This window comes from Azoarcus sp. L1K30 (genome assembly GCF_018122735.1).
Taxonomy (GTDB): domain Bacteria; phylum Pseudomonadota; class Gammaproteobacteria; order Burkholderiales; family Rhodocyclaceae; genus Parazoarcus.
This window is the reverse complement of record NZ_JAGRRD010000001.1, coordinates 1769201-1792722: the sequence shown is the minus strand read 5'-3', so window position 1 is coordinate 1792722 and position 23522 is coordinate 1769201. Positions and strand designations below refer to the sequence as shown.

Annotated in this window: 20 protein-coding genes and 1 pseudogene; 12 read left to right on the top strand and 9 right to left on the bottom strand. The window is 62.5% G+C overall.

All coding sequences use genetic code 11. From position 1 onward, the window contains the following. From J5J83_RS08165 to J5J83_RS08115, 9 genes and pseudogenes are all read left to right on the top strand, one after another. Nucleotides 1-1049 (top strand): RHS repeat-associated core domain-containing protein (locus J5J83_RS08165; RefSeq protein WP_212347690.1); only part of this gene is annotated, 1049 nt, incomplete at its 5' end. Further along, nucleotides 1037-1690: a hypothetical protein gene (locus J5J83_RS08160; protein WP_212347687.1), complete on the top strand. Its 654-nt coding sequence runs from the start codon at nt 1037-1039 to the stop codon at nt 1688-1690. The genes J5J83_RS08165 and J5J83_RS08160, both read left to right, overlap by 13 nt. A 104-nt stretch (nt 1691-1794) precedes the next feature. Further along, nucleotides 1795-2711 (top strand): annotated as a pseudogene (locus J5J83_RS22915) (IS4 family transposase); the annotation flags it as partial. A gap of 93 nt (nt 2712-2804) precedes the next feature. Beyond that, nucleotides 2805-5246: an ankyrin repeat domain-containing protein gene (locus J5J83_RS08145; RefSeq protein WP_212347681.1), complete on the top strand. Its 2442-nt coding sequence runs from the start codon at nt 2805-2807 to the stop codon at nt 5244-5246. Nucleotides 5247-5248: 2 nt separating this feature from the next. Then, a complete protein-coding gene (locus tag J5J83_RS08140; protein WP_212347677.1) occupies nt 5249-6733 on the top strand; it encodes an aminoacyl-histidine dipeptidase in 1485 nt (494 codons plus the stop codon). A gap of 220 nt (nt 6734-6953) precedes the next feature. Further along, nucleotides 6954-7520 carry a DUF2760 domain-containing protein gene (locus J5J83_RS08130; RefSeq protein WP_212347675.1) on the top strand — a complete coding sequence of 189 codons (567 nt, stop codon included), beginning with the start codon at nt 6954-6956 and terminating at the stop codon, nt 7518-7520. 14 nt (nt 7521-7534) lie between these two features. Continuing rightward, entirely contained in the window at nt 7535-9409 is a 1875-nt protein-coding gene (locus tag J5J83_RS08125; protein WP_212347672.1) for an Hsp70 family protein, read from the top strand. Nucleotides 9410-9467: 58 nt separating this feature from the next. Next, nucleotides 9468-12275 carry an Hsp70 family protein gene (locus J5J83_RS08120; RefSeq protein WP_212347669.1) on the top strand — a complete coding sequence of 936 codons (2808 nt, stop codon included), beginning with the start codon at nt 9468-9470 and terminating at the stop codon, nt 12273-12275. Nucleotides 12276-12412: 137 nt separating this feature from the next. Further along, a complete protein-coding gene (locus J5J83_RS08115) occupies nt 12413-12679 on the top strand; it encodes an acylphosphatase (RefSeq protein ID WP_349251945.1) in 267 nt (88 codons plus the stop codon). Nucleotides 12680-12802: 123 nt separating this feature from the next. Here the strand turns inward: J5J83_RS08115 and J5J83_RS08110 are convergent, their stop codons facing one another. Then, nucleotides 12803-13084: a peptidylprolyl isomerase gene (locus J5J83_RS08110; protein WP_212347663.1), complete on the bottom strand. Its 282-nt coding sequence runs from the start codon at nt 13082-13084 to the stop codon at nt 12803-12805. Nucleotides 13085-13170: 86 nt separating this feature from the next. Beyond that, the gene (locus tag J5J83_RS08105) at nt 13171-14079 is read right to left on the bottom strand and encodes a LysR family transcriptional regulator (protein WP_249115929.1); all 909 of its coding nucleotides are present in this window, start codon (nt 14077-14079) and stop codon (nt 13171-13173) included. Nucleotides 14080-14171: 92 nt separating this feature from the next. Between J5J83_RS08105 and J5J83_RS08100 the strand changes: the two genes are divergently transcribed. Beyond that, entirely contained in the window at nt 14172-15056 is an 885-nt protein-coding gene (locus tag J5J83_RS08100; RefSeq protein ID WP_212347658.1) for a DMT family transporter, read from the top strand. A gap of 29 nt (nt 15057-15085) precedes the next feature. Here the strand turns inward: J5J83_RS08100 and J5J83_RS08095 are convergent, their stop codons facing one another. Together J5J83_RS08095 and J5J83_RS08090 are read right to left on the bottom strand one after the other, a co-directional pair. Continuing rightward, nucleotides 15086-15436: a PepSY domain-containing protein gene (locus J5J83_RS08095; RefSeq protein ID WP_212347655.1), complete on the bottom strand. Its 351-nt coding sequence runs from the start codon at nt 15434-15436 to the stop codon at nt 15086-15088. 113 nt (nt 15437-15549) lie between these two features. Beyond that, a complete protein-coding gene (locus J5J83_RS08090; protein WP_212347652.1) occupies nt 15550-16053 on the bottom strand; it encodes a YbaK/EbsC family protein in 504 nt (167 codons plus the stop codon). A 259-nt stretch (nt 16054-16312) separates the two neighbouring features. Between J5J83_RS08090 and J5J83_RS08085 the strand changes: the two genes are divergently transcribed. Continuing rightward, nucleotides 16313-16894 carry a hypothetical protein gene (locus J5J83_RS08085; protein ID WP_212347649.1) on the top strand — a complete coding sequence of 194 codons (582 nt, stop codon included), beginning with the start codon at nt 16313-16315 and terminating at the stop codon, nt 16892-16894. A gap of 101 nt (nt 16895-16995) precedes the next feature. Here J5J83_RS08085 and J5J83_RS08080 read toward each other — a convergent pair whose 3' ends face one another. The 3 genes from J5J83_RS08080 to J5J83_RS08070 form a co-directional block, all read right to left on the bottom strand. Next, on the bottom strand, nt 16996-18615 hold the full coding sequence (locus tag J5J83_RS08080) for a methyl-accepting chemotaxis protein (RefSeq protein WP_212347646.1): 1620 nt from the start codon (nt 18613-18615) through the stop codon (nt 16996-16998). A gap of 224 nt (nt 18616-18839) precedes the next feature. Then, entirely contained in the window at nt 18840-19754 is a 915-nt protein-coding gene (locus J5J83_RS08075) for a pirin family protein (protein ID WP_212347643.1), read from the bottom strand. Nucleotides 19755-19796: 42 nt separating this feature from the next. Then, the gene (locus J5J83_RS08070; protein ID WP_212347640.1) at nt 19797-20999 is read right to left on the bottom strand and encodes a glycosyltransferase family 4 protein; all 1203 of its coding nucleotides are present in this window, start codon (nt 20997-20999) and stop codon (nt 19797-19799) included. A 446-nt stretch (nt 21000-21445) separates the two neighbouring features. On the opposite strand from J5J83_RS08070, the gene J5J83_RS08065 reads away from it, so the two are divergent. Continuing rightward, the gene (locus J5J83_RS08065; RefSeq protein ID WP_212347637.1) at nt 21446-22033 is read left to right on the top strand and encodes a LysE family translocator; all 588 of its coding nucleotides are present in this window, start codon (nt 21446-21448) and stop codon (nt 22031-22033) included. Between the two features lie 10 nt (nt 22034-22043). Here J5J83_RS08065 and J5J83_RS08060 read toward each other — a convergent pair whose 3' ends face one another. After that, nucleotides 22044-22946, bottom strand: coding sequence for an AraC family transcriptional regulator (locus tag J5J83_RS08060; RefSeq protein WP_212347634.1), 903 nt, complete (start codon nt 22944-22946; stop codon nt 22044-22046). A 15-nt stretch (nt 22947-22961) separates the two neighbouring features. Beyond that, the gene (locus J5J83_RS08055) at nt 22962-23402 is read right to left on the bottom strand and encodes a GatB/YqeY domain-containing protein (protein WP_212347631.1); all 441 of its coding nucleotides are present in this window, start codon (nt 23400-23402) and stop codon (nt 22962-22964) included. Nucleotides 23403-23522 lie beyond the last annotated feature (120 nt).

Here is a 23522-nt window from a genome sequence, read left to right as displayed (position 1 = left end):
TGCACGACAACTGGCATCGAACCTACGACCCACGCACCGGGCGTTACCTCCAGCCGGACCCGATGGGCTATCCCGATGGGCCCGATGCGTACCTGTATGCCTCTGGCGATCCGGTCAATCGTGGTGATCCGATGGGGCTCTATGCAATCGACGTGCATTACTACATGACCTATTTCCTGGCGCTCGTTGCCGGCATCGATCAGCGGCAGGCTTGGGTGATCGCCACGGCTGCACAGACCATCGATGACGTCAATCCATACACCGATGCCATGCCATTCAAGGGCGCGGGCTGGGCCTACGAGCAGAGACAGAAGTACCACTTCACCCAGGATGGTTTCGACCCTCCCGCCAGCGCGAACGACGTCCACGAGGAGATCGTCGGCTACACGCAGATTGGAATGCCGATATTTGAGTCCACCTACAGTCCGGAATATCAACTACGGCGCCTGAAGGCCTGGAACAATCCCCAGGTTCGACTTCTGCACGATTACGCAATCAAGGCCGGTGACGACTATGGGCCTTGCATGAAGGGTCAGTTCTACGGCGAGTACCTGCATGCCCTTGCCGACGTGTTCGGCCACCGTGATGCAAACAACGACCCCTATGGCGCCGTCGCGGGTCATTGGTACAACGGTACCGATCCCGACATGACCTACAACCACGGCCGTTGGCAGCTCAACGAACAGCGCACGCTGGAGATGGAAAGGACGATGTTTAAACAGTTTCAAAGGGATTTCGGCCGGGAGGCGACGGACAAGGAGGGGGTCCCCATTCAGTTCACGGATATTGAAGGGTTCTTGGTCGGATGGAATCAAGAGGTCAATGAAGAAGAGAAAATAGTCTTGCTCCAACGCAAGATCAAGAATCTGGGGTTAGAAGGACTTACGGAAAGATACGATAAATATTTAGGGTTAGCTTGTCGCATCAAGTATCTGAGAAACGCATTCCTCATCAATGACTTGGGTCGAGTTACGAAGGATGGTCGCGCACTGTACCCTGGAGCCATCCTCGACACCGAAATTTCCGGAAATGAGACGTGCACTTACTGAAACAAAAAGTGGTAGCCGCTGCGCTAATTTTGAGCATAGCGACGCCGTATGCAGCATCTGGTCAAGCTGGATCAACAGACGACTGCACTTTGGTAAAGCCAGGTGCTTCCGATGGAATCTCCAAAATCGAGATCCACAAGTCTGGGGGATACTGCCTTACCGAAGATCTCCATGCTCGTATCGAATTTGCGGATCACCGAGCGGAGTTTTCGTTGATCGCTATTTCTGCAAGTAACGTGATACTGGACCTGCAAGGACACACATTGGGACGCGGTCGTTTCTTCAAGAATCCCGGCGGATTCGGGATCCTGATTGACTCGAGATATTCTTCGATCGAGATCAGAAACGGCACATTGCAGGATTTTTCAGTTGGGATATTTCGCGACTCTCCCCGGTACCCTGCTCGGGCCGACATGCCGGAGATTGACGAACGAGAGGGAAATTACCGTTTTCCTGGGTCGAAGATCGAGCTGAAGAATATCAAGTTCATGAACAACAGAAAGAACTTCGTTATTCAGGTGCCCCAAATGGATGTTCCCGATACGCCCCGCCGCGACAAATCAATGTACCCGCCATGTGGCGGCACGGACTACTTTGGACGGCCGCTGATCGAAGGGCAGCCCTGCAACGATGCGCAATAGCGGGGTTGAGCGCATCCCAGCCCACACAACTCTTTTGTCATTTAACTGCTGACGGGGGCACGCCCTGAATGACCCTTTTCTTTAGGCTGGTATACCCTGTGCTTGAGTCTGTGCTGGCGCCGCACATGGCGCGCACCGAGGCACGGATGGCGGAGCATCCGGTGGTGCTGTGTCTGCAGGACGCGACTGAGCTTGACTTCAGCGGTCAGGCCATCGATGGGTTGGGGCGCCTGTCCTATGAAGCGCAACGCGGGATGTACGTGCATCCGACCTACGCGGTGAGCCCGCAACGCTTGCCGCTGGGGATTCTCGACATCTGGATGTGGGCGCGCCCGCTCGACATCGCGAAGAGTCAGCGCTGGATCGAGGGCTACGAGCGGCTTGCAGAGCGGGCCGGGCAACTGCCTGCCACGCGTCTGGTCTATATCGCTGATTGCGAGGCCGACTTCCTGGAATTGATGCAACGCGCACACGCGTTGTCGTATCCGGCGGACTATTTGTTGCGAGCCCAACACAACCGCTGTCTGCTACAGGGCGGCAAACTGTGGCCGGCGACGCTGCTGCGCCGCCCTTGGGCGAAATCGAATTCATCCTGCCCGCGCGTGCCAAGCAGCCCTCACGACAAGTGCGCCAGACGCTGCATGTGCGCAAGAACGGCTGCCGCGTCGAGGCGCCGCAACTGGAGCATGTCAAGAGACTCGAACTGGCCCTGGGAATCTATCCGGTCGTCGCCTGGCGACTGGCCTACTTGGTACGGTTGGGGCGCGTCCATTCTGAACTGCCCGCCAGCGAAGTGTTTGACCAAGTTGAAAGGTAAGCTGCCTGGCCGCTGGTTTAGAAGGAGTCACCCAAGAGAACACCCACCCTGCGTGAAGTCATCCGCCGCATCGCCATGCTCGGCGGATTCCTTGCCCGAAAAGGCGATGGTGACCCCGAAGTCAAAACGCTCTGGCAAGGCTTCGCCAGAGTCAGCAGCTTCGTCAGGGGCGTCGAGACAATGCGTTCGAATCATGCGTTATGAATTCTGTGGAATGGGATGGGCTTGAGTATGTGTAAACGGGGACAGACCAAGACATATTTCAGATCACTGTGCGGCACTCGCCAGCAAAATGAAATGGTGTTTCCTTCTTTGTACCGGTCATGGCAGATCTGGCTGCGGCAATTATTTGTCTTGCTACTGGGCATGCTCCTGATTAATGCTTCTCGATCTGCTGTGGATTTGGGCTGGGATTTGAGTTACCAGACGGCGTTGAAGGCCAATCCTATGGCGGCCAACGAGTTGATGCGGACTTGGCCAGATCGTTACCCCAAGCGCTTGATTCACGAAAGGCTGGCCAGCTATCAGGGCGAGGAAATTGAAGATTCCGTCCTTGTGGAAGAACCCGACCACCATACCGGCGACCCGCTCGCTACGTGGTTCATCAAGACACGTTCGGGTGCCCAGCTTTGTGTGTTTCATCCCAAGTTCAGTAGCCGTCCATGCACGCCGCTTGAGCGCGAACGGGTCGCCACGCTGATCCAGGAGATCATGGCTTTTCCCCCGTTGCCGATACAACCGTTAAAGCAGCCCCCTCACACCAAAGGTAATGTCAGCGGCTTGATGCAAAACAACTATTTTGGCTTTCTAAGTGTCTATCACGCCGGCAAAACGTTGCAACGGCCGATTGCCATGACCGAGCGAATTGAATCTCTCCTCGATCCCGAGGCCAGCTCAGAACCAGGAGATGGTCGCCTCGGGCGAGCCCTGCTTAAGGCAAGCGTCAGCCCTGAGCAATATCGGAAACAAATCGATAGGCTAAACAACCAGAACCAAATACAGCGTTTTCATCAGGCTATACGTCAGGGCGATCTCGAAAGGATGCAGGAGCTATTGGAGCAAGGCGTTCCGTTTGAGTCGAAAAATAACTTTACGGAACCGGCTATTGCCGTGGCCGCCGGCGCAGGACAGAAAGCAGCGGTAGACCTCTTGTTGCAGCGCGGCGCCAGAATCGATGCCAAGGAAAGTGCAGCCCTTAAAGCAGCAGTGAGCGCTGACGATGTGAAAATGATTGACCACCTCCTATCCAGAGGTGCCAAGATCGATCCGCCGGAAGATAGTCTGGCACGCAATTCGAAACTATTTGAAACGCCGCTTGGTCGTGCCGTCAGAGATGGCAAGTTGTCAATCGCTGAACTGCTTTTGAAACGTGGCGCAGATGTCAACGCGCAACAGGCAACACCCGTCGTAATGAGCGCAGCAGGCCGCTTGGAGCAACCGCTGTTGAAACTGCTACTGGAGCGAGGAGCGAATCCAAACCAGATCCGGGAAATCGACAACAATACAACGCTGGAACTGCTGGCACACCTAAGCGGCTACCTTGGAGAATGGCCTGAAGATGTAAAGAGGCTGGAGGCTATTCAACGGACCGAGAATAAAATTGCCGAGGCAATGCGTTTGCTGCGGGCCTATGGAGCGGAAGTCAATACCTTGCGGTTCCCGTGTGAGACGGCTTATTCCGTTGCTGCATCGCGGAGGAGCGAAACAATCAAGGCGGAACTCGTTCGCCTGGGCGCGGATGCCACTTTGCATGCGCGTTGCCGCGAGCATTTTCGGCAGGAAAATCTTGAGGGAACGCGGGATGAAGAATTGCTGTCGCGTAATGCGGTGGCCAAGGAGGCATGGGATTCCGTGCGCTATGCCGACTACGAGAAACTGGAATCTCTCTACCAGTCTTTGCTGCAAAAGAACGAGCGTACCCCGGCCGGAACATCGAAACTGGCTATTTTCTACAACCAGCTCAATGCTTTTCTGCCGCCAAATGCCAGTGCCGCCCAAAAGAAGGCGGCATTTCAGATGGCCAAGGATTGGACTCGGGCTGCACCTGCTTCGGTCGCCGCCCGGATATTTCTCGCCAATATTTCCGCAAAAGCTGGCAGGGGTGGAAATCGGATGCTCTCAAGTCAGGAGGATTTGAAGCTGGAGGCAATCCAGGCCAACGAGCAAGCCATCACCCTTCTGGAAATGATTCGCCAGGATGCCAAGAATGATCCCGAATGGTACCGGGCGATGGTGAACTTGCTGTCGGAAACGAATGCGGTATCGGGCGAAATTGAGGGGGTCGTTCAGCAAGCGATGAACGAGCACATCAATTACCCCGAACTGTATTTCGCCGCCGCCCGCAACCTGTATTCGCATGCTGACAACGCGACCACTCGGGTTGAAACGCTAGCAAAGGATGCCACGAACGCGACGCGCAAGGCTCAGGGGCAGGCCATGTACGCCCGAGTCTACTGGTACCTCGATCAACTGGTGTACGAGGGCAAGTTGTTCGAGAAGAGCAATGCGCATTGGGCCGACATGAAGCAGGGTTTTGAGGATATGGTCGAACGCTATCCTGCTGCATGGAACTTGAATGCCTACGCATATTTTGCTTGTCAGGCTGGTGACTACAATACGATGAACCAAGTACTCGGACGCCTGAGGGGGCAGTTGATTTTCAGCGTTTGGGCGTCCCGTAAAGGATTTGGTGGGGTCAACTATGAAAATTGCGTTACCCGCGCAAACAGAAGGTATTGAGAATGGACTTCACCAAGCTGCAGCCGCAGGCTGTGTGGCGGCATTTCGCGATGTTGTGCCGGATTCCGCGCGCGTCGCACCACGAGGGGGCCGTGCGCGAAGCTATATGCGAATGGGCTCGGGGACGGGGGCTGGGCGTCGTGATCGACGAAATCGGCAACCTCGTGCTGTCCAAGTTGGCGACGCCCGGTTACGAAGATCGGCCAGGGGTGGTGCTGCAGGGCCATCTGGACATGGTGTGCCAGAAGAACGCCGGCAGCACGCATGACTTTCTGCACGATCCCGTCAAGGTCGAGTTGCGCGATGGCTGGCTGGTGGCGGACGACACCACCTTGGGTGGGGACAACGGCATTGGGGTGGCGCTTGCGCTCGCGGTGCTGGAGTCGGACGAGATCGCGCATCCCGCGCTGGAGGTGCTGCTGACCGTTGATGAGGAGTCGGGCATGAGCGGCGCGCATGGCGTGCGCGCAGACGCACTGCAGGGGCGGCTGTTGATCAATATCGATACCGAGGACTGGGGCGAATTCTATCTCGGCTGTGCGGGCGGGGCGGATGTGGTGGTGGACGCGGCAGTGGAGTCCTGCGTCGCACCGCCCGGATTGCAGGCTTTGCGCATCGTGGTCGACGGGCTAAAGGGCGGGCATTCCGGTGTCGACATCCATCTGCAGCGTGGCAATGCGATCAAGCTGCTGTTGCGTACCCTGGAGGGACTGTCCTCCGCAGGGCTGTCGTTCCATCTCGCAGCGCTGAACGGAGGCAGTGCGCGCAATGCCTTGCCACGCGAGGCGCAGGCGTTGATCCTGGCCTCGGATGACTGCATGACCGCGCTGCAGCAGGCGGTGATGGCTGTTGAGACCGAGATTGGCGATGAACTCGCCGGCGTGGACGACGGTTTCAGGTTGCGTGTCGTGCCCGAAACGGTCGCGCCGCAGCGGGTGCTGGGGGATGACGATTGCTGTCGGATCCTTTCCGCATTGGGTATCGCGCCTCACGGTGTGCGGCGCATGAGCACGCGGGTTCCGGGTGTGGTTGAGACATCCTGCAATCTCGGGGTGGTAAATGTGAGCCCCGATCGGTTGCAGGCGACATTGATGGTGCGTTCGCTGCTGGATTCGGGGACGCGCAATCTGGCAGGCGAGATCATCAGCCTGTTCGCGCTGGCCGGGTTCGAGGCACAGGCGACGGGGCATTATCCGGGTTGGGCGCCGAATCCGGATTCGGGCTTGCTGGCCTTGTTCCAGTCGGTCTATCGGCGCGAGTTTGGCGGTGAGGCGGCCGTGAAGGTGATTCATGCCGGACTGGAGTGTGGGATTCTCGGTGCGACCTGGCCGGACATGGACATGATCTCATTCGGTCCCGATATCCGCGGCGCCCATGCGCCAGGCGAGCGCGTCGAGATTGACAGCGTCGCCCGCGCCTGGCACCTGCTGGTGGCCGTGCTTGCGGCCATACCCTCGCCGTCCGGAGCGAGCGGGCGGGTGGCATAGGGCGCTGCCTGTTGGCCGGGGCTGCGTGGTGGCGACGCCGATTGCCCCGGGCGGAAACCTGCAGCTGCGGTCGAGGGGTGGACCTTGTGCCGTAATGCGTTATATTGCGCTGCAATAAGGGGCTGCCATCGGCGATTGCGACCGATGTCGCTCGCCCGTCTGCGTCGGCACCGGCACGCAGATCAATCACCTACAGACATCATGATTCAGGAGCGTCCCCATGAACGACTCTAGCCCTTCGTTGCCGAGCCGCATCTCGCTGGCTTTCGGCACCTTCTTCTCCATCATCGGCAATGCCGCGCTGGCGGCACGGATTCGTCGCCTGCGCGAACATGGCGACGCCGCGCCAACCGAACCCCCGGCTGCGCCCGCAACGGTCGCGGCGCCTGCCCAGGTCGTGCGCGAGGCGACGCCCGACGCGGCACTGCAGTTGCTCGGACTGCTGCAGCGCGAAGCGCGCCTGGTCGACTTCGTCGAGGAAGACATCTCGTCCTATAGCGATGCGGACATCGGTGCCGCGGCGCGACTGGTGCATGACGGCTGTCGCAAGACCTTGCGTGAGCATTTCACCGTGCAGCCGGTACGCAGCGAATCCGAAGGGGATCGCATCACGCTCGCGGCGGGCTTCGATGCCGGCGCCATCCGCCTGAGTGGCAATGTCGTGGGCCAGCCGCCCTTCAGCGGGCAACTCACCCATCGTGGCTGGCGCGTCGTCGACGTGCGCCTGCCGCGCCTTGCCGAAGGCCATGATGCGGCTATCGTGGCACCAGCCGAGGTCGAGCTGTGAGCGGCGCAAGCAACATGGATGGGGCCTCGGCTGCCAACGGTGCGGCGGCTTCCAGGTACGTGATCGGCATCGATCTCGGCACCACGCACTGCGCGCTGTCCTTCGTCGACACCGAGGCCAGCGACGGCGAGCAGGCCCGGCTCGAGGTGCTCCCGATTCCGCAAGTGAGTGCGCCGGGCGAGGTGGAAAATCTCCCGCTGCTGCCGTCCTTCGTCTATCTGCCGCACGAAAGCGAGCTTGCCCCGGGTGATCTCGATCTGCCCTGGGGCGGTGGCCAGGGCGATGTCGTAGGGGCATTTGCACGTGCGCGCGGTGCCGGTACGCCGATCCGGATGGTGGCCAGCGCCAAGAGCTGGCTGTGCCACCCGGGCGTCGATCGTCGCGGGACCATCCTGCCCGTCGATGCACCCGACGAGGTGGCGCGAATCTCGCCTTTCGACGCCTCGGTACGCTATCTGGCCCATCTGCGCGATGCCTGGAACGCCGCCCATCCGGAGGCCCAGTTGGCCGAGCAGGATGTCACCGTCACCATTCCTGCGTCTTTCGATCCGGTTGCGCGCGAGCTTACTGCGGACGCGGCGCGCGCAGCCGGCTACGCCCGCCTGACCCTGCTCGAGGAGCCCCAGGCCGCGCTCTACAGCTGGATTCAGAACAGCAAGGGTGGATGGCGCAAGGAAGTAAAGCCGGGCGACATCATGCTGGTGGTGGATGTCGGCGGCGGCACGACCGACCTGTCCCTGATTGCCATCGTCGAGCGTGACGGCAATCTCGAGCCGCACCGGGTGGCGGTGGGCGACCACATCCTTCTGGGCGGCGACAACATGGATCTGGCGCTTGCCTATGGGGTGGTACGCAAGCTGGCCGCGCAGGGTACGCGGCTCGATGCGTGGCAGACGCGGGCGCTCGCGCATGCATGCCGCAGCGCCAAGGAAACCCTGCTGGGCGATGCCAGCGTGGACGCGGTCGCGCTGGTGGTGCCGAGTCGCGGCTCGAAGCTCATCGGTGGCTCGATCCGATCCGAGCTGACCCGCGGCGAGCTGGACGCGATCCTGCTCGAGGGTTTCTTCCCGCAAGTGGCGGTGAGCGAACACCCGCAAAGCCGCGCACGCACCGCATTGACCCAGGTCGGCCTGCCATATGCGCAGGATGCCGCCATTACCCGCCATCTGGCCGCCTTTCTGTGCCGTCAGCGAGAGGCAACCGCCGCACTCGAGGATTTTGCGGGGGCGGCGAGCGCAGACGCGAGTTTTCTGCACCCGAGCGTCGTGCTCTTCAATGGCGGAGTACTCAAGTCGACGCTGCTGGCCGAGCGTCTGATGAATACGCTCAATGGCTGGCTGGCCGCCGAAGGGGCGCCGCCGGCACGTCTGCTCGACGGCGCGGAGCTCGATCTTGCGGTGTCGCGCGGCGCGGCCTATTACGGCTACGTGCGACGCGGCCGTGGGGTGCGCATTCGTGGTGGCACTGCGCGAGCTTACTACGTGGCGGTGGAGTCGAGCATGCCCGCCGTGCCGGGCATGGAACCTCCGATCGAAGCGCTGTGTCTTGCGCCTTTCGGCATGGAGGAGGGCACCGAGGCGGACGTTCCGGCGCAGGTGTTCGGCCTCGTCGTCGGGGAGCCGGTGCGCTTCCGCTTCTTTGGCTCGTCGGTGCGGCGCAACGATCAGGTCGGCACGATGCTCGACATGTGGGCGACCGAAGCGCTTCAGGAACTCGACGAGATCGAGGCCACGCTGCCGGCAGAGGGGCGGGCGGCGGGAGAGATCGTGCGTGTGCGGCTGCATGCACGTATCACCGAGGCGGGCACGCTCGAGCTTGAAGCCCTGCCCGTCGACGGCAGTCAGCGCTGGAAGGTTGAGCTCGAAATGCGCGGCGAGAGGAGCGTCTGAGTGAGCGTCGGATGTGCGAGGCGTACGCGGTAATGCAGTGGACGGACGGGAGGGGCGCTTGACGCGTTATCGGGTCGGAATCGACCTTGGTACCAGCAACACCGTCGTCGCCTACGCCGCGCCCGGCAGCGACGATATCCAGTTGCTGCCCATTGCCCAGCTGGTGGCGCCCGGGGCCGTCGCGGCACGGTCGATGCTGCCCTCGGTGCGTTATCACCCCGCCATCGGCGAACTGGCCGCGGGAGACACCGTTTTGCCATGGGCCGCGGCCGACCTCGCAGGGGTATCACAGGCGGTGGTGGGCAGTCTCGCCCGCGAGCTTGGCGCGCAGGTGCCGGGCAGGGGCGTGTCCAGCGCCAAGAGCTGGCTTTCGCATGCCGCGGTCGATCGGCTTGCACCCATCCTGCCCTGGGGCGCCGCGGACGATGTCGCCAAGGTGTCGCCGCTGGTGGCCAGTGCCAGCTATCTCGCCCATGTGCGGGCCGCCTGGCAACAACAGTTTCCGCTGGCGCCACTGGAGGCGCAGGAGATCGTACTCACCGTGCCGGCGTCCTTCGACGAAGGGGCCCGTGCCCTCACGGTCGACGCTGCGCGGATGGCCGGTTTGCCCACCTTGCGCTTGCTTGAAGAGCCGCAGGCGGCCAGCTACGACTGGCTGTTCCGGCACCGGGAGACGCTTGCCGATGCCCTGCGCGATACGCGCCTGTTGCTGGTGTGCGATGTCGGCGGCGGTACGACCGACCTCACGCTGATCCAGGTCGAGCATGACCCGGCCGCGATGGAGGGGATGCCCCGGCTGACCCGCATCGGGGTGGGCGAGCATTTGATGCTCGGCGGCGACAACATGGATCTGGCGCTGGCGCACCTGCTCGAACCGCGCTTGAGTGGCGGTGGGGCGAAGCTCACTGCCGCGCGATTCTCCCAGCTGGTGCAGCGCTGCAGAGCCGCAAAAGAGCGACTGCTTGCAGAAGGCGCGCCCGAGCGGGTGATGGTGACGCTGCTTGGCAGCGGCGCGAAGCTGGTGGGCGGTGCGCGGTCGACCGAACTCACCCGCGATGAAGTCGTGCGCCTGATTGTCGACGGGTTTTTTCCGCTGGGCGCAGTGAATGAGCAGCCCCGCCGGCGACGTGCCGGGATCGTTGAGTTCGGCTTGCCGTATCCGGCGGACGCGGCGGTGACGCGCCATGTTGCCGCTTTCCTGGCGCGTCATGCGACGGTTTCGCGCGTAGCGCTGGGAGATCGTGCGCCGGGTTCGGATGCGGTGCCGGTGCCCGATACCGTGCTGCTCAATGGTGGGGTGTTTCGCGCAGGCGTGCTTGGCGAGCGCCTGGTGGACGTGTTTGCGCAGTGGCGTGGGGCGCGGCCGCGCGTGCTTGCCAACGATACCGAGATTGCAGTGGCGCGCGGGGCCGTGGCTTACGCGCTGGTGCGCGAGGGGCGTGCGCCCGCGATTGGCGGCGGCTCGCCACGCAGCTATTTTCTGCGCCTGGATGATCCCGCCGACTCCGGCGATGAACCACGCGGCATCTGCATCCTCCCGCGTGGCACGGACGAGGGGCACGAGGTGCATCTACACGGGCGGCGTTTTGCGCTGCGGCTTGGCCAGCCGGTGCGCTTTCATCTGCTCGCCTCGAGCGCGGATACGGTGCACCTGCCCGGAACAGTGGTTTCGCTGCGCAGTGAGTCCTGCGTCCGCCTGCCGCCGATTGCCACGGTTGTCGGGCGATCGGCTGATGAGGGGCGAGGCGAGGTGGCGGTCGAACTGATCGCCACCATGACCGAAGTCGGCACGCTGCAGATGCACTGCGTCGCGGTAGATGATCCGCAGCGACGTTGGCTGCTCGAGTTCGAACTGCGTGGCGACGCGTCAGAACTGAATGCTCGCGGCGAAGCTGATGCTGAATCCGGTCTCGGCCTGCCGGCACGCTTTGGCGATGCCGTGGCCCTGATCGACCGTGTATTCGGCGATGTTGCCCAAGGCCGTCACGACGGACTGGTGCGGCAGTTGCGCGGCGATCTCGAGTCCTTGTTGGGCAGGCGCGAGTCATGGGACATGACGCTGGCGCGAGGCCTCTGCGACGCACTACTCGAGCGTGTGCGCCGGCGCAGGCGGTCTCCGGCACATGAGCGGGTCTGGCTCAATTTGACCGGCTTCTGCCTGCGTCCGGGTTACGGCGCGCCGCTCGACGACTGGCGGGTGGCGCAACTGTGGCCGATTTTCGCCCAGGGTCTGCAATATGTGAATGAACGTCAGAACTGGTCGGAGTGGTGGACGTTGTGGCGCCGTGCTGCGGCCGGTTTGGAGGAGGCCGGGCAATTGGTGCTGCTCGAGACCCTGGCCAACCAGTTGGAGGAAGTCTGCACCGCGTCGCGGCGCAATCCCAAGCCCGCGCACGCGGCTTACGACGACATGGTGCGCCTGGCCGCATCACTGGAACGGGTGCCCATCGAGCACAAGGTCGAGGTCGGGCGCTGGCTGCTCGAGCGTCTCGCCTTGCCCGCCGAGAACCCGCAGGGCTGGTGGGCCCTGGGACGCGTGGGCGCACGCGAGCCGCTCCACGCCAGCGCACATACGGTGGTGCCGATCGAGGTTGCGGGCGGGTGGCTGGATGCAGTGCTGGCGCTGGACTGGAAGAAGGTCGAGCCCGCCGCCTTTGCTGCCGCCCAGCTTGCCCGTTATACCGGCGATCGTGCGCGGGATGTAGCGCCCGAGGTGCGCGAGGAGGTTGCGCACCGTCTGGCCCAGATTGACGCACCGGAAAGCTGGGTCAGGCAGGTGCGCGAGCGGGTCGCGCTCGACGAGGCCGATCACCGCCGCGTCTTTGGCGAATCCCTGCCGGCCGGGCTAAGGTTGATGGTGGGGTGAGGTGCCGGGCAGGCGTCGGCCGGCTCGAGCCTCAGTGAGCGTAACTTGCGGGGCGGTCAATTCACCCCGTATTGTGGCAATGGCGGAAACACGATTCAAATCGAATTGAAGGGAAAACCGGAATCATGTCGGAGCGCGTGTTGCATCTTGAGATTATTGGACTTGTGCAAGGGGTCTACTACCGGGCGTCTATGGTCGAGAAGGCAACATCGATCGGCGTGACGGGCTGGGTGCGCAATCGTCATGACGGGTCGGTTGAGGCGATGGTCGCCGGGCACGAGTCCGCCCTGCAGGAGATCGTCGACTGGGCCAGGGAGGGACCTGCGGCTGCGGTGGTGCGGGACGTCGTCGTGAGCGAAGGTGAGGGGTGTTTCGACGCGTTCGAACAGCGTCAGACCGGCTGATCACGGCCGCCGACGCCCTGGCCGCCCGCCGCGTGCCGGTCAGGCGTGATTCGACATTGCGGCCTGCGGACAGTGGGCGTCATGAAAGGCGCGCCGTTCCGCGCCCACTGCGTGCCTCGGGACTCAGTCCTGGCGGCTGGTGACCTCGAGCAGGTGATAGCCGAACTGCGTCTTGACCGGACCCTGCACGACATTGATCGGTGCGCTGAACACCACGGTATCGAATTCCTTGACCATCTGGCCGGGGCCGAAAGCGCCGAGATCGCCACCTTGACGTCCGGACGGGCAGGTCGAGTTCTCCTTGGCAACCTGGGCGAAGTCGGCGCCGGCTTCGATCGCAGCCTTCAGTTCATTGCACTTGGCTTCGGTGGCGACAAGGATGTGACGTGCGGTGGCTTTTGCCATGTGGATTGCTCCCGTTTAGAAAGCGCAGAGCCTACCGCAATACGGCCGTGAGTCAAACCGGTCCGTGCGCACCGGCGTGCGGATGTTCAGGCCATCTTCTCAACGATGAAGTCGATCCAGGCGCGCAGCTTTGCAGGCGGATAACGATTCGAGGGGTAGAGCAGCCACGCGGTGCCGGCGTAGTCGGTCCGATGCTCCCAGTCTGCCAGGACCTCGATCAGGGTGCCGGTTTTTAGCGCTGCACGTGCGGTGAATTCCGGCAAGCTGGCAATGCCGAGGTGGTGCAGGGCGCCTTCAAGGCGCATTTCACTGTGGTTAGCGATATAGCGGCCGCTGACCTTCACGCTGACATCTTCAGCCGCGCGGCAAAAGCGCCAATGGCGGTCGCGCTCGTCTTCGCCCAGATAGAGACAGTCGTGTGCCGGCAGGTCTCGCGGGTGTGCCGGCGTGCCGCGAAGCAGAAGGTATTGCGGGCTCGCACAGAGGAGATGGCGGATCCTTGTCAGCGGTCGCCCTGCAAGGCCAGGTGGTGGGGCGTCGGTGACGCGAATCGCCAGATCGATGGCTTCTGCGAAGAGATCCACCGTGCGGTCGGTCACCACCATGTGCACCGACACCTCGGGATGACGTTGCAGAAACTCGGGCATCCAGGGGTGAATGAGCAGTCGGCCGATGGCCTTGGGCATGCTCACCCTGATCATGCCGCGTGGCGTTGCCGTCTGGGTGTCACTCAGGGCAAGGACTTCACGTGCAGCCGAAACCATGTTCTGACAGCGCTCATAGGCGGCAGTGCCGGCGTCGGTCAGTCGCAACTTGCGGGTCGTGCGCTCCAGCAGGCGCACCTGCAGCAGCGCTTCCAGTCTGCCAATTTGCCTGCTTACCGCGGAAGGTGTCACCCCGAGACGGATCGCAGCCGCTGAGAAGCTGCCGCTATCGACGACGCATGCGAACGCGGCCATGTCGGGCAGACACTCCAGCGGGTAATTGATGCGCATGAGGAACAAGTGTTGTTCAATTGTCGTGGATTATCACTATGCCGGATTGAATTGACAATGTATGCATCCATACGATCCGCACGGGTGCCCCCATGTCCACGCTTGTTGCCATTGCTCACTCACGACGGCTCCGCCTGTCCGATCTCGCCATGTTGCTCGTCGCTATTGTCTGGGGCAGCAGTTACGGGGTGGCGAAGGGGGCTCTGGCCTTTTATCCGGTACTGGGCTTTCTGGCGGTTCGCTTCATCCTGACCTTCATGCTTCTGCTGCCGGCATTGTGGCGTGCAACCGCCATACAGCGACGCGACGCTGTACGTACTGGGCTACCGCTTGGTGTTCTGCTGCTCGCGATTTTCCTTTGCGAAACCTTCGGGGTGGCGCATACGCGAGCCAGCAATGCGGCCTTCCTGATCAGTCTGTGCGTCGTCTTCACGCCATTTGTCGAGTGGTGGATCCTGCGTATCCGACCGGCACCCGGGATGTTCCTGTTTGCGGCGATCTCGCTGACCGGGGCGTCCCTGCTCAGTGGGGCGTGGCTGGGCGAGCTCGGGCTTGGCGACGCCCTGATGCTGGCGGCTGCACTGTTGCGTGCCATCACCGTATGCCAGACAAGCAGGCTCACTCGCGCAAGCCGTGCCCCGGCATTGGCGCTGACGGCAGTCCAGGCGGGCGTCATCGGATTCGGATGTCTGGGGCTTGCGTTGTCGAACGCCGATGGCCTGCCACCCTTGCCTGTCGCGGCGGCATTCTGGCAGGCAACGGCCTATCTGGTACTGGGCTGCACCCTGTTTGCGTTCTTTGCACAGAACTGGGCTCTCAAACATGGCTCGCCGAGCCGGATTGCCCTGCTGACCAGCAGCGAACCTGTATTCGGTGCACTATTTTCCGTGGTCTGGCTCGGGGAAACGCTGAGTGTGGCCGGCTGGGTGGGCGGCATGCTCATCGTGCTTGCCACATTGTGGGCCTGCCTGCGTTGAGCCGCTGTGCGATCGCTCCTGACGGGCGGTCAGTTCGCAGCGGTTGGGTGGACTTCCTTCGTGTAGTCCAGTTGCTTCTCCTTGACCCGGACTTCATTGAAGCGGACGCGTTCGCCCGTGACCGGGTTGTAATACGCTTCGACGGCGTCACCGTTGACGTCAACCGCATAGAACTCGTAGCAATTGCTGCTCGAGATCTTGAGTTTGACCAGGGCGTAGGTCGACGCGCGGAAAATGTCGCGGATGCGCTCTTCACTCATCCACGCCGAGCGCGGCGCTGTCGTACAGATCAGCTCCTCGGTGGGCGGGCTGGCACTCGCCATGTTCTGGAGCAGGAGCGAGACCACGGTGACGAAAGGGAGCAGCTTCCAGCGTGACATGAGGGAATCCGGGTCATGATGAGTCGCGATTCTCGCTCTGGCAGCGGGTCCGGCACAAGGAAAAACCTCACTCTTCGAGCGGGTTTCCGATGCGGTCGAAGGGCGTCGCATCATCACTGCCGCACGTCGACGACCGCAATGCCGGGGATGCGGTGAAGATCGTCCGCCGCCAGACGGAAGACCGTGTTGGGGGTGCCGGCCGCCGCCCAGATCGGGTCGAGCGACCACAATGCCGCGTCGACCAGCACGGTGACGTCGCCAGTGTGACCGACCGGTGCAACCCCGCCGATGACAAAGCCGGTCATGGCGCGGACGAAATCGGCGTCGGCACGCTTGACCCCTTCGCCGAGGATGCCCTTCAGCTTCTTCTCGTCGATACGGTCGGCGCCGCTGGCGATGACAAGCACGCAACGCTCCGATGGTCTGGTGACAAATACGATCGACTTCGCGATGTGTTCGACGCTGCAGCCGATGGCCGCCGCGGCCTCCGCACTGGTGCGGGTGGGCACCGCGAATTCGACGATTTCGGACGGCATGCCGAGTGCGCGCAAGGCATGTTGCACGCGCGTACGGGAAGAGGATGCGCTGGGGGCGAACAAGTTTGCGGAATCGTTCATTGGCGTGAGAGCGTGGTGATCAAGGGGGCAAAGTCTAGCAAAGTGCAGGGGCTAATCGCTGCCTTCAGCCGCCATCGCGGCGACCGCCGGCAGGTCGTCCTGGTCGGCCGCGCTTGAGGTGGACGGTTGCCGTTTGCCCATTTGGCTGCTGGGCGCTGGAACGGCAATTGCGGGTCAAGGCTTGAGTCGTGGATTCAATGCGTGCAGACTCGTGAGGGGCTCGAGTTCCTCGCGCCCGGCTCACGGGGGGGGGCGCGTCGTGACGAATACGATCGGTCTGCTGGCGAGGTTCTGCGCAGGCGCGTTGATGGCGGGCCTTGCGTCGTCGTCCCTCACCGCGAGCGCGGCGGGGCTTGAGGGCACGAAGGCGGTTTTCGCGCACACCCGCGACAAGGAGCGCATCCCGATTGGCAGTGTTCGCTTCGAACCGCAGGGCGGAGGCCTCAGTACCTTCGTCCTCAGCATGGACTATTCGCGGTTTGCGGACTACTTCCTGTCAATGAAGGAGTTCAAGTGTCTGGACGGCAAGGTCGAGATTGTCTGCCATGTCGTCTATCCCTATGCGAATCCGCGTACTGTCAGCGAACAGGACATGAGCTGGCTGGAGCATGCGCTACTCTTTGTTTTCAAACGCCCGAGCGAGTTCGGCGCCAATCTGCGCAACGGTCTGTATTTCCGGTTCGAGCCTGACGGCAAGGGCTGGAGAGGGAGGCCGCAGTCGATCGACCTCAATCACATCAGCGCGCCGCCCGAGGATACCGCCGTGCCGCCGTACGGCCCGGCCATGCGGGACGAAGTCTCCGCTGGCGAGCGCTGGATCGAATCGGTCACCATCGAGTAATCCGACTCGATGCATCCGTTTGCATGCAGGACATGGCTGCCCGTCGGCGGCCGTGACGGCAAACGTTGCTCTTCTGGCCAGTGTCGATGGCTCAGGGGCGGTCATGCCATTACACGGAAGAAGCCAACCAGCTGCTTCAAGTTCTCCACATGGGTTCTGACGCCGCCTGCGGCACGGTCTACAGCCTCGATGCCGGCCACGCTGTGTTCGATCAGGCCCGAGATTCTCTCCATGTCGCGCGCGATCTGTTGCGAAGCGGATGAATGTTCCCCGGATGCTGCCGCAATCTGTCCGGCCAGTCTTGCCACCTCGCCGCTGCCGGTTTCGATGCGCTCGATGACGCCCAGGCTGTCGCTGACGCTGTTGCTGGCGTCTCCGACCAGGGCCGCGGCCTGTTGCATGTCCCTCGTTACGCCGTCCGAAACCTCGCGGATCTGGCTGACCTTGGTGGCGATGCTCCCGGTGCAGTGCGCTGCGCGTTCGGCCAGCTTGCGCACTTCGTCCGCGACCACGGCGAAACCGCGCCCCACTTCACCGGCTCGGGCCGCTTCGATGGCCGCGTTGAGCGCCAGCAGGTTGGTCTGGTCGGAAATTTCCCTGATCTCGGCCGAAATCGTCGCGATGTTCTGGATCGACTCACCGAGCGCGCGCATGGCCTGATTGGCGCCTTCGACCGCGTGTACGGTGCGCCCCGCGGCGCTGACCGTCTGATGCAGGTGGTCGCGGCCCTGGGCCACCAGGGTCAGCGCGTCGTCGGCGGCCTCGGCCGAAGAGCGCGCGCCGCTGGCGACACCGGACACCGAGACGCTGTTCTGCTCGCTTGCTGCCGAGACGGACAGGATGTGGTCGCGCTGGGCGCGGGCCGCAGCTTGCAGCGACGACACCTGCGCCCGTAGCGCAAGGTTCTCGGCATCAGTCAGCGTGGCGGCAAGGCGAATCTCATCGAGCATGACCTTGAGTCTGCCCTGCATGTACATCAGCGACTCCATCAGGCGACCCATCTCGTCGGAACGTCCGACCGGCAGCACGCTGGTCAGATCACCTTCGGCAATGCGTTCGAAGGCCTTCAACATGGCAGAGGATTCGGTCACGCAACGACGCCACAGCAAGCGGACAAGGGTCGGTATCGCGATCAGACCCGCGCCGCCGGCGAGGATGAAGCCCTGGCCGGGAAAAGTGTCGATCCCGCAGATGAATCCCGCAAGCAGGAGCATTGCCGCGAAAGCGCTTCCACCCAGGCCGAGCAAACCAAGCAAGGCCGCATTGGATACGGACTTGCGCCGGGGCATGTCCAGGCTGCGGTATCGTGCCTTCTTCGCCCGCATGACGTCGTACAGGCGTTCCTCGGCGTCGACCCGCTCGGGCGGGGCAGGGCTGCGCAGGCTCATGAACCCCACGTTCCTGCCGTCCTTGCGAACGGGAATCGTCAGGGCGCTCGACCACGCCGGACCGCCCGACGCGTGCTTGAGCTTCGACAGCCCGAGCCAGGGCCTGCCTGACGCCGTCGTGCCGCGCACATCGGCCAGCAGTTCCTGAGGCACGTCAGGGTGTGCAATGTCCTTCATGCTGGTGCCAATCAGTGATTCGCGCGTCATGCCGAGGAATTCGGCGCAGGCTTCATTGGCGTAGGTGATGCGGAAGTCCATGTCGTACTTGAGGACGACGAGTCTTCCGGTCGGGAAAGGGTGTGAATGCGTGTTTGACGATCTCGAGCGAAGCATGCTGTTCTCTTGTGTTGGGCTGCCGGAGTCAGTTTTGTTATGGTTCGTATTTTTATGTGTGAAAAGTTGAAATGTCAAATATAAGGACCGTGCTCGACCCTTCCCGGTTGGGAGGGCGGCGTGCAGGCCGATCCGCAGCACGCAAACGCTGCTATTGGGCTTTGTACAGAATGGTGTCGGCGCAGCGCGGATGCGCTGACCGAGTCGACGGCGTCCCTGGTGTCCTACTCGGGCAGCGGAATGAACTCGACTTCGTCGCCCGGCACCTTGGGAAAGCGCCCGTCCTTCCAGTCCTGCCTCGCCTGATCGATACGTTCCTTGCGGCTGGACACAAAGTTCCAGTCGATGAAACGCTTGCCCAGGCGCGCTCCACCAATGATTGCGATGCGCGAATCGGTGGTCGCTTCCAGCACGACGTCGGGCGCATCGGTCAGCACCGCCATCGAATGTTCAGGGATGATGGTGTCCCGCGCCTTCAGACTGCCCTGGGCTACGTACACGGCACGCTCCTCGGCGAACGGCAGGGCGAGCGTCTGGCCGGCCTGGAGGCGGGCTTCGAGGTACAGGGTGTCGGCAAACACTCTCACGGGTGACGTGACCCCGTACGCCGAGCCCATCATGACCCGCATCGGCACGCCGTCGATCATGAGCGCCGGTATTCCGGCCGCCGGATAGTGATGGAAGGCCGGGTCGATCTCCTCGTCCTCCTCAGGCAGCGCGAGCCACAGCTGAAGGCCATGCAGACGGTGTGCAACGGCAGTCAGCGCCGGCTGCTCGCGCTCCGAGTGCACGATGCCGTGGCCGGCCACCATCAGATTGATATCCCCGGGGCGAATGGCCTGCAGGCTGCCGAGCGAGTCGCGGTGCAGGATTTCGCCCTCGAACAGATAGGTTACCGTTGCGATATTGATGTGCGGGTGGGGCCTGACGTTGATGCCCTGGCCGGCTGGAAATTCAGCCGGCCCCATGTGATCGAAGAAGATCCACGGCCCCACCATCTTGCGCTGGGCAGTCGGCAGTGTGCGCCGCACCGAGAAGCCACCGAGGTCCTTGTCCCGGGGGCGGATGATCAATTCGATGGCGTCGCAGCCCTGTGCCAATTCACATGCATGTTCCACTTGTCGGGTCAGATTGCTCATGGGGATCTCCGGGGGCGACGGTCGGATCGACGCGTCGGTGGTTTATCGGTTCGAATGCGCTGCGGTTCGACCTTTCTGTTTCTCGACGACTTCCATCATTTCAGCATAGAAAATGCGGAGATTGTCGTACATGACCTCCCTGGACAGATTCTTGCGGATAAACGCCCGTGCCTCGTCGCGAATCCTGTCCCGGATACCTTCCGGGCAAGAGGCAAACGCTTGCAGTGCTGCGGACCATGCTTGAGGGGCCTCGGGACTGCACAGGCGAACGGCGGCGGCTTGTCCATACACTTCGCAATAGACGCCTTCGTCCGGCAAGATGCATGGCAGGCCGGTGGCCAGGGCCTCGGCGGTGGTGAGGGAGAACCCCTCATCCTGCATGCTGGTCGAGATGTAGCAGTCGGCTGCGGCGAAGTATGCGGAGACGTCGGAGACGTGTCCGGCGAATTTGACCCGCCCGGCAAGTCCGCGCGTTGCGACGGCCTCGCGTAGCGCTGGCGCGTCCGGGCCGTCGCCAACGACGAGCAGTCTGGCGGCGGGCACGTTTGCGGCAAACTGCTCGAATATGGCGAGCGCGAGCATGGGACGTTTTATCGCGTGAATGCGGCCGCAGAAGATCACCACGAAGTCCTCTTCATTCAGTCCGAGCTTTTGTCTCAGTCCTTCGCGCGCGGCGACGTCGGGCTTGAATCGCTCGGTCTCGACGCCGTTGAGAAGGGGCCTGATGTTGAAACCGGGGGGCAGGAGACCCTCGTAGGCACGAGAGAATCCATGCATGGCGTGTCTCGAGACGGCGTAGCCACCCACCATTCCCCGTGTCGCAGCCCGGAGGAGGCGTTCGCCGGCAGGTGACAGGCGGGTCGTGCCGAATACGCAGTGAACACTGACGACGAATGGAATCTTCTCGCGGCTGAGCAAGTATGCAACAGACATTCCAATGAAGTTGTACGGTAGCGCAATATGGGCAAAGTCGAAATGCTCGCGCCTCAGCCGTGGCAGGCTGCCACGCGCCAGGAGGCGAAAAGGCGCGTTCAGGTGGCCCCGCTCCATGAACTTGTAGGGCGTCCAGATCATGTGGCGAGCACCCGCCCGCTCGATGTCGTGCCGCAAACTGTCCTGTTCGCGAAAGCGGGGCGTGGCAACCACGACCTCATGACCCATGGTTTTCAGAAGAGCCGCCTCTTCTGCGATCCGCCGTTCCAGACCGCCCAATGCACTGGAGTTGCTGAAAATCAGAATCTTCATGCGCAAGAACGTCCCGATCCGGAAGGGATGAGCAAATGCCGTTGGACTCCCTCGGTCAGTGCGTCGGTCAGCGGTGCATGAGCATGGTTCATCACCATGGACGCGAATGCGCAACGCGCCCTCCGAGCGGCATCGCGGCCGGGTTTGAATTCGGCACGCATGCTGTGACATGGGGGCGCGAGCATGCGAAGCGGATGTTGATTGGAGCGTGGTGTGCTTTCATGGGGGCATTTTCCTTCAATACGCATTCCGGATGCACGTGGATCATTGCCTCGAGGCCCCGGCATCCGCTGCGGCCCGTATTGAGGGACGCATCCATGAGCAGATCCGTATTCAATCCCAGACAAATGCTCACCGCCGGTGCCGCGTCGACTGCGCAAGCGTGGCGTCTAATCTTCGCCACTGCAGTCGGTGCGCGGGTGCCGGTACGCGCGAGGTGTTGAGTAATGGATTTCGGACTTCTTGCATCAATGTCGGGTTTTGCACTGGTGGCCTCGATTACGCCAGGACCCGTGAATCTGGTCGCGCTTGCATCCGGTCTCCAATTTGGATTCCGGGCGGCGATGTGGCACGTCAGTGGGGCGACGCTGGGCTTCGTCGTGCTCCTTCTTGTGACCGGTCTCGGGTTCAACGAAGTTGTCGGGCGGTGGCCGGAGCTCGGCCACGTCGCAAAGTGGTCGGGAGTGCTGTTCCTGCTGTACATGGCTGTCAGGCTGGTTCGAGACGACGGCGCGATGTCTTCGGGCAGCGAACCGAAACGGCCATCGTTGTTGGCCGGGGCGATCATGCAGTGGCTCAACCCCAAGGCATGGCTTGCCTCGATGGCGGGCGTCGGTCTGTATTGTGCGCACGGCGACACCGCTGCGCTGTGGGTCTTCGCAGGCATTTACTTCGTGATCTGCTATCTTTCCGTCGCGATCTGGGCCGGCGCGGGGCAATATCTGAGACGGTTCCTGAATGATCCGCGGCGCGTTCGACTGCTGAATCGCGTGATGGCGGTGCTGATTGCGGCCAGCGTGGTGTACCTGCTGTAGCGACGGGTTCTCAGCGCTGCGCTGCAGTATATTGGCGCGGTGTTGCGGCAACGTGGCGCTTGAACAGGCGCTGGAAATGCGCCTGATCGGCAAAACCGGCTGCAAGCGCGACGTCGGCCAAGGGGCGGCCGCGCTTGAGTTCGCTTTGAGCAAAGCGGATGCGGCGATTGATCAGCCAGGCGTGCGGCGTCATGCCGAAACGCGTCTTGAATGCCCTGATCAGGTAGGCGGGCGACAGCCCGGAAGCCTTACAGATATCTGCCAGGCGCAGCGTGTCGGTGCAGTTCGCATCAATGTACTCCGCGGCGCGGTCCACGCGGAGGTTTGCCGGCAGGGGGCAAGCTCCGGGCGTCTGCTCAAGGCGCCGGCACAGTGTGTGGAAGTACTCGATGGCGGCGCTCTCCTTGGACAGGAGGTCGCCGTGCCGATCAGTCAGGGTATCGTACAGGGCATTGAGTCCCCGATACAGTTCCCCGTCCGTGCTGACGATATCGGCGAATGGCCGGAAGTCGCGGGCACTGGTGTCTTCGCAGCCGAGTTGCTGACGTGTCAGCCACTCCACATCCACGTAGATCATGCGGTAGGACCAGGCAATGTCCGATGCCGGGTTGCATGCGTGGACGTCTTCCGGATTCATCAACACGAGCGTGCCCGGGCCGGCCCGTTCTTCGATCCCCTGGTTCCAGTAGTTGCACTCGCCGCCGGTGATCACGCCGACCGAGAATGTTGCGTGGGCATGGCGGTCATAACACACCTCGCGTCCGTCATGTACTTCCCTGGCCTCGATGAAGGGCAGATCCGGCGAGCGCCAGAAGGCGTGACGATCCGCCGGACGGGCACGTGCTGCGGCGCCCATCGGGCGAGTGCGCCGATGCGCGCCGACGGTCAACTCGGGCGATGAGGCATCAGGCATTCGGGCCTTCCGCGCTCAGCCAGTCAGCGCTGCCTTGACCCAGACGTTCGCCTGCCTGGCGTCGAAATTGGTGCCATATCTTGCTTTCAGCGCGGCCATCACCGTGCCCATGGATCTTGGGCTGCGGTCGGCAAGGCCGGCGACGGTCTGGTCGATGAACGCCTTGACGTCCGCTTCGGATGCCATGGCCGGCAGATAGCTGTTGAGGATGTCGGACTCCGTCCGCAAGACGGCAAGACGAGCTTCGTCCTTGATGACGGCGAGGGCTTCCTGATTGTTCTTCAGGAACTTGCGGATGGTGTGTAGCACTTCGTCGTCGCTGCTCTCGCGGTTCCCCGCGTTCTTGCCGACCATCTCGGCTTCGCCGATCAAAGTGCTCAACAGGGTTGCACGAACGCCGTCGGCGGCTTTGCGCGCGAGCAGTGAATCTTTCTTGAGCTGTGCGAGAAGGCTCATGGTGGCTCCGGTCTTGGGTGGGGCGCGGCCTGCTGGCATCGGACCGCGAATCGAGTGCAATTCGAGGTACGCAGTTTACCTGACTTCCACGTCGCGGCAGAGGGGCCCGTGCGCCGTGGA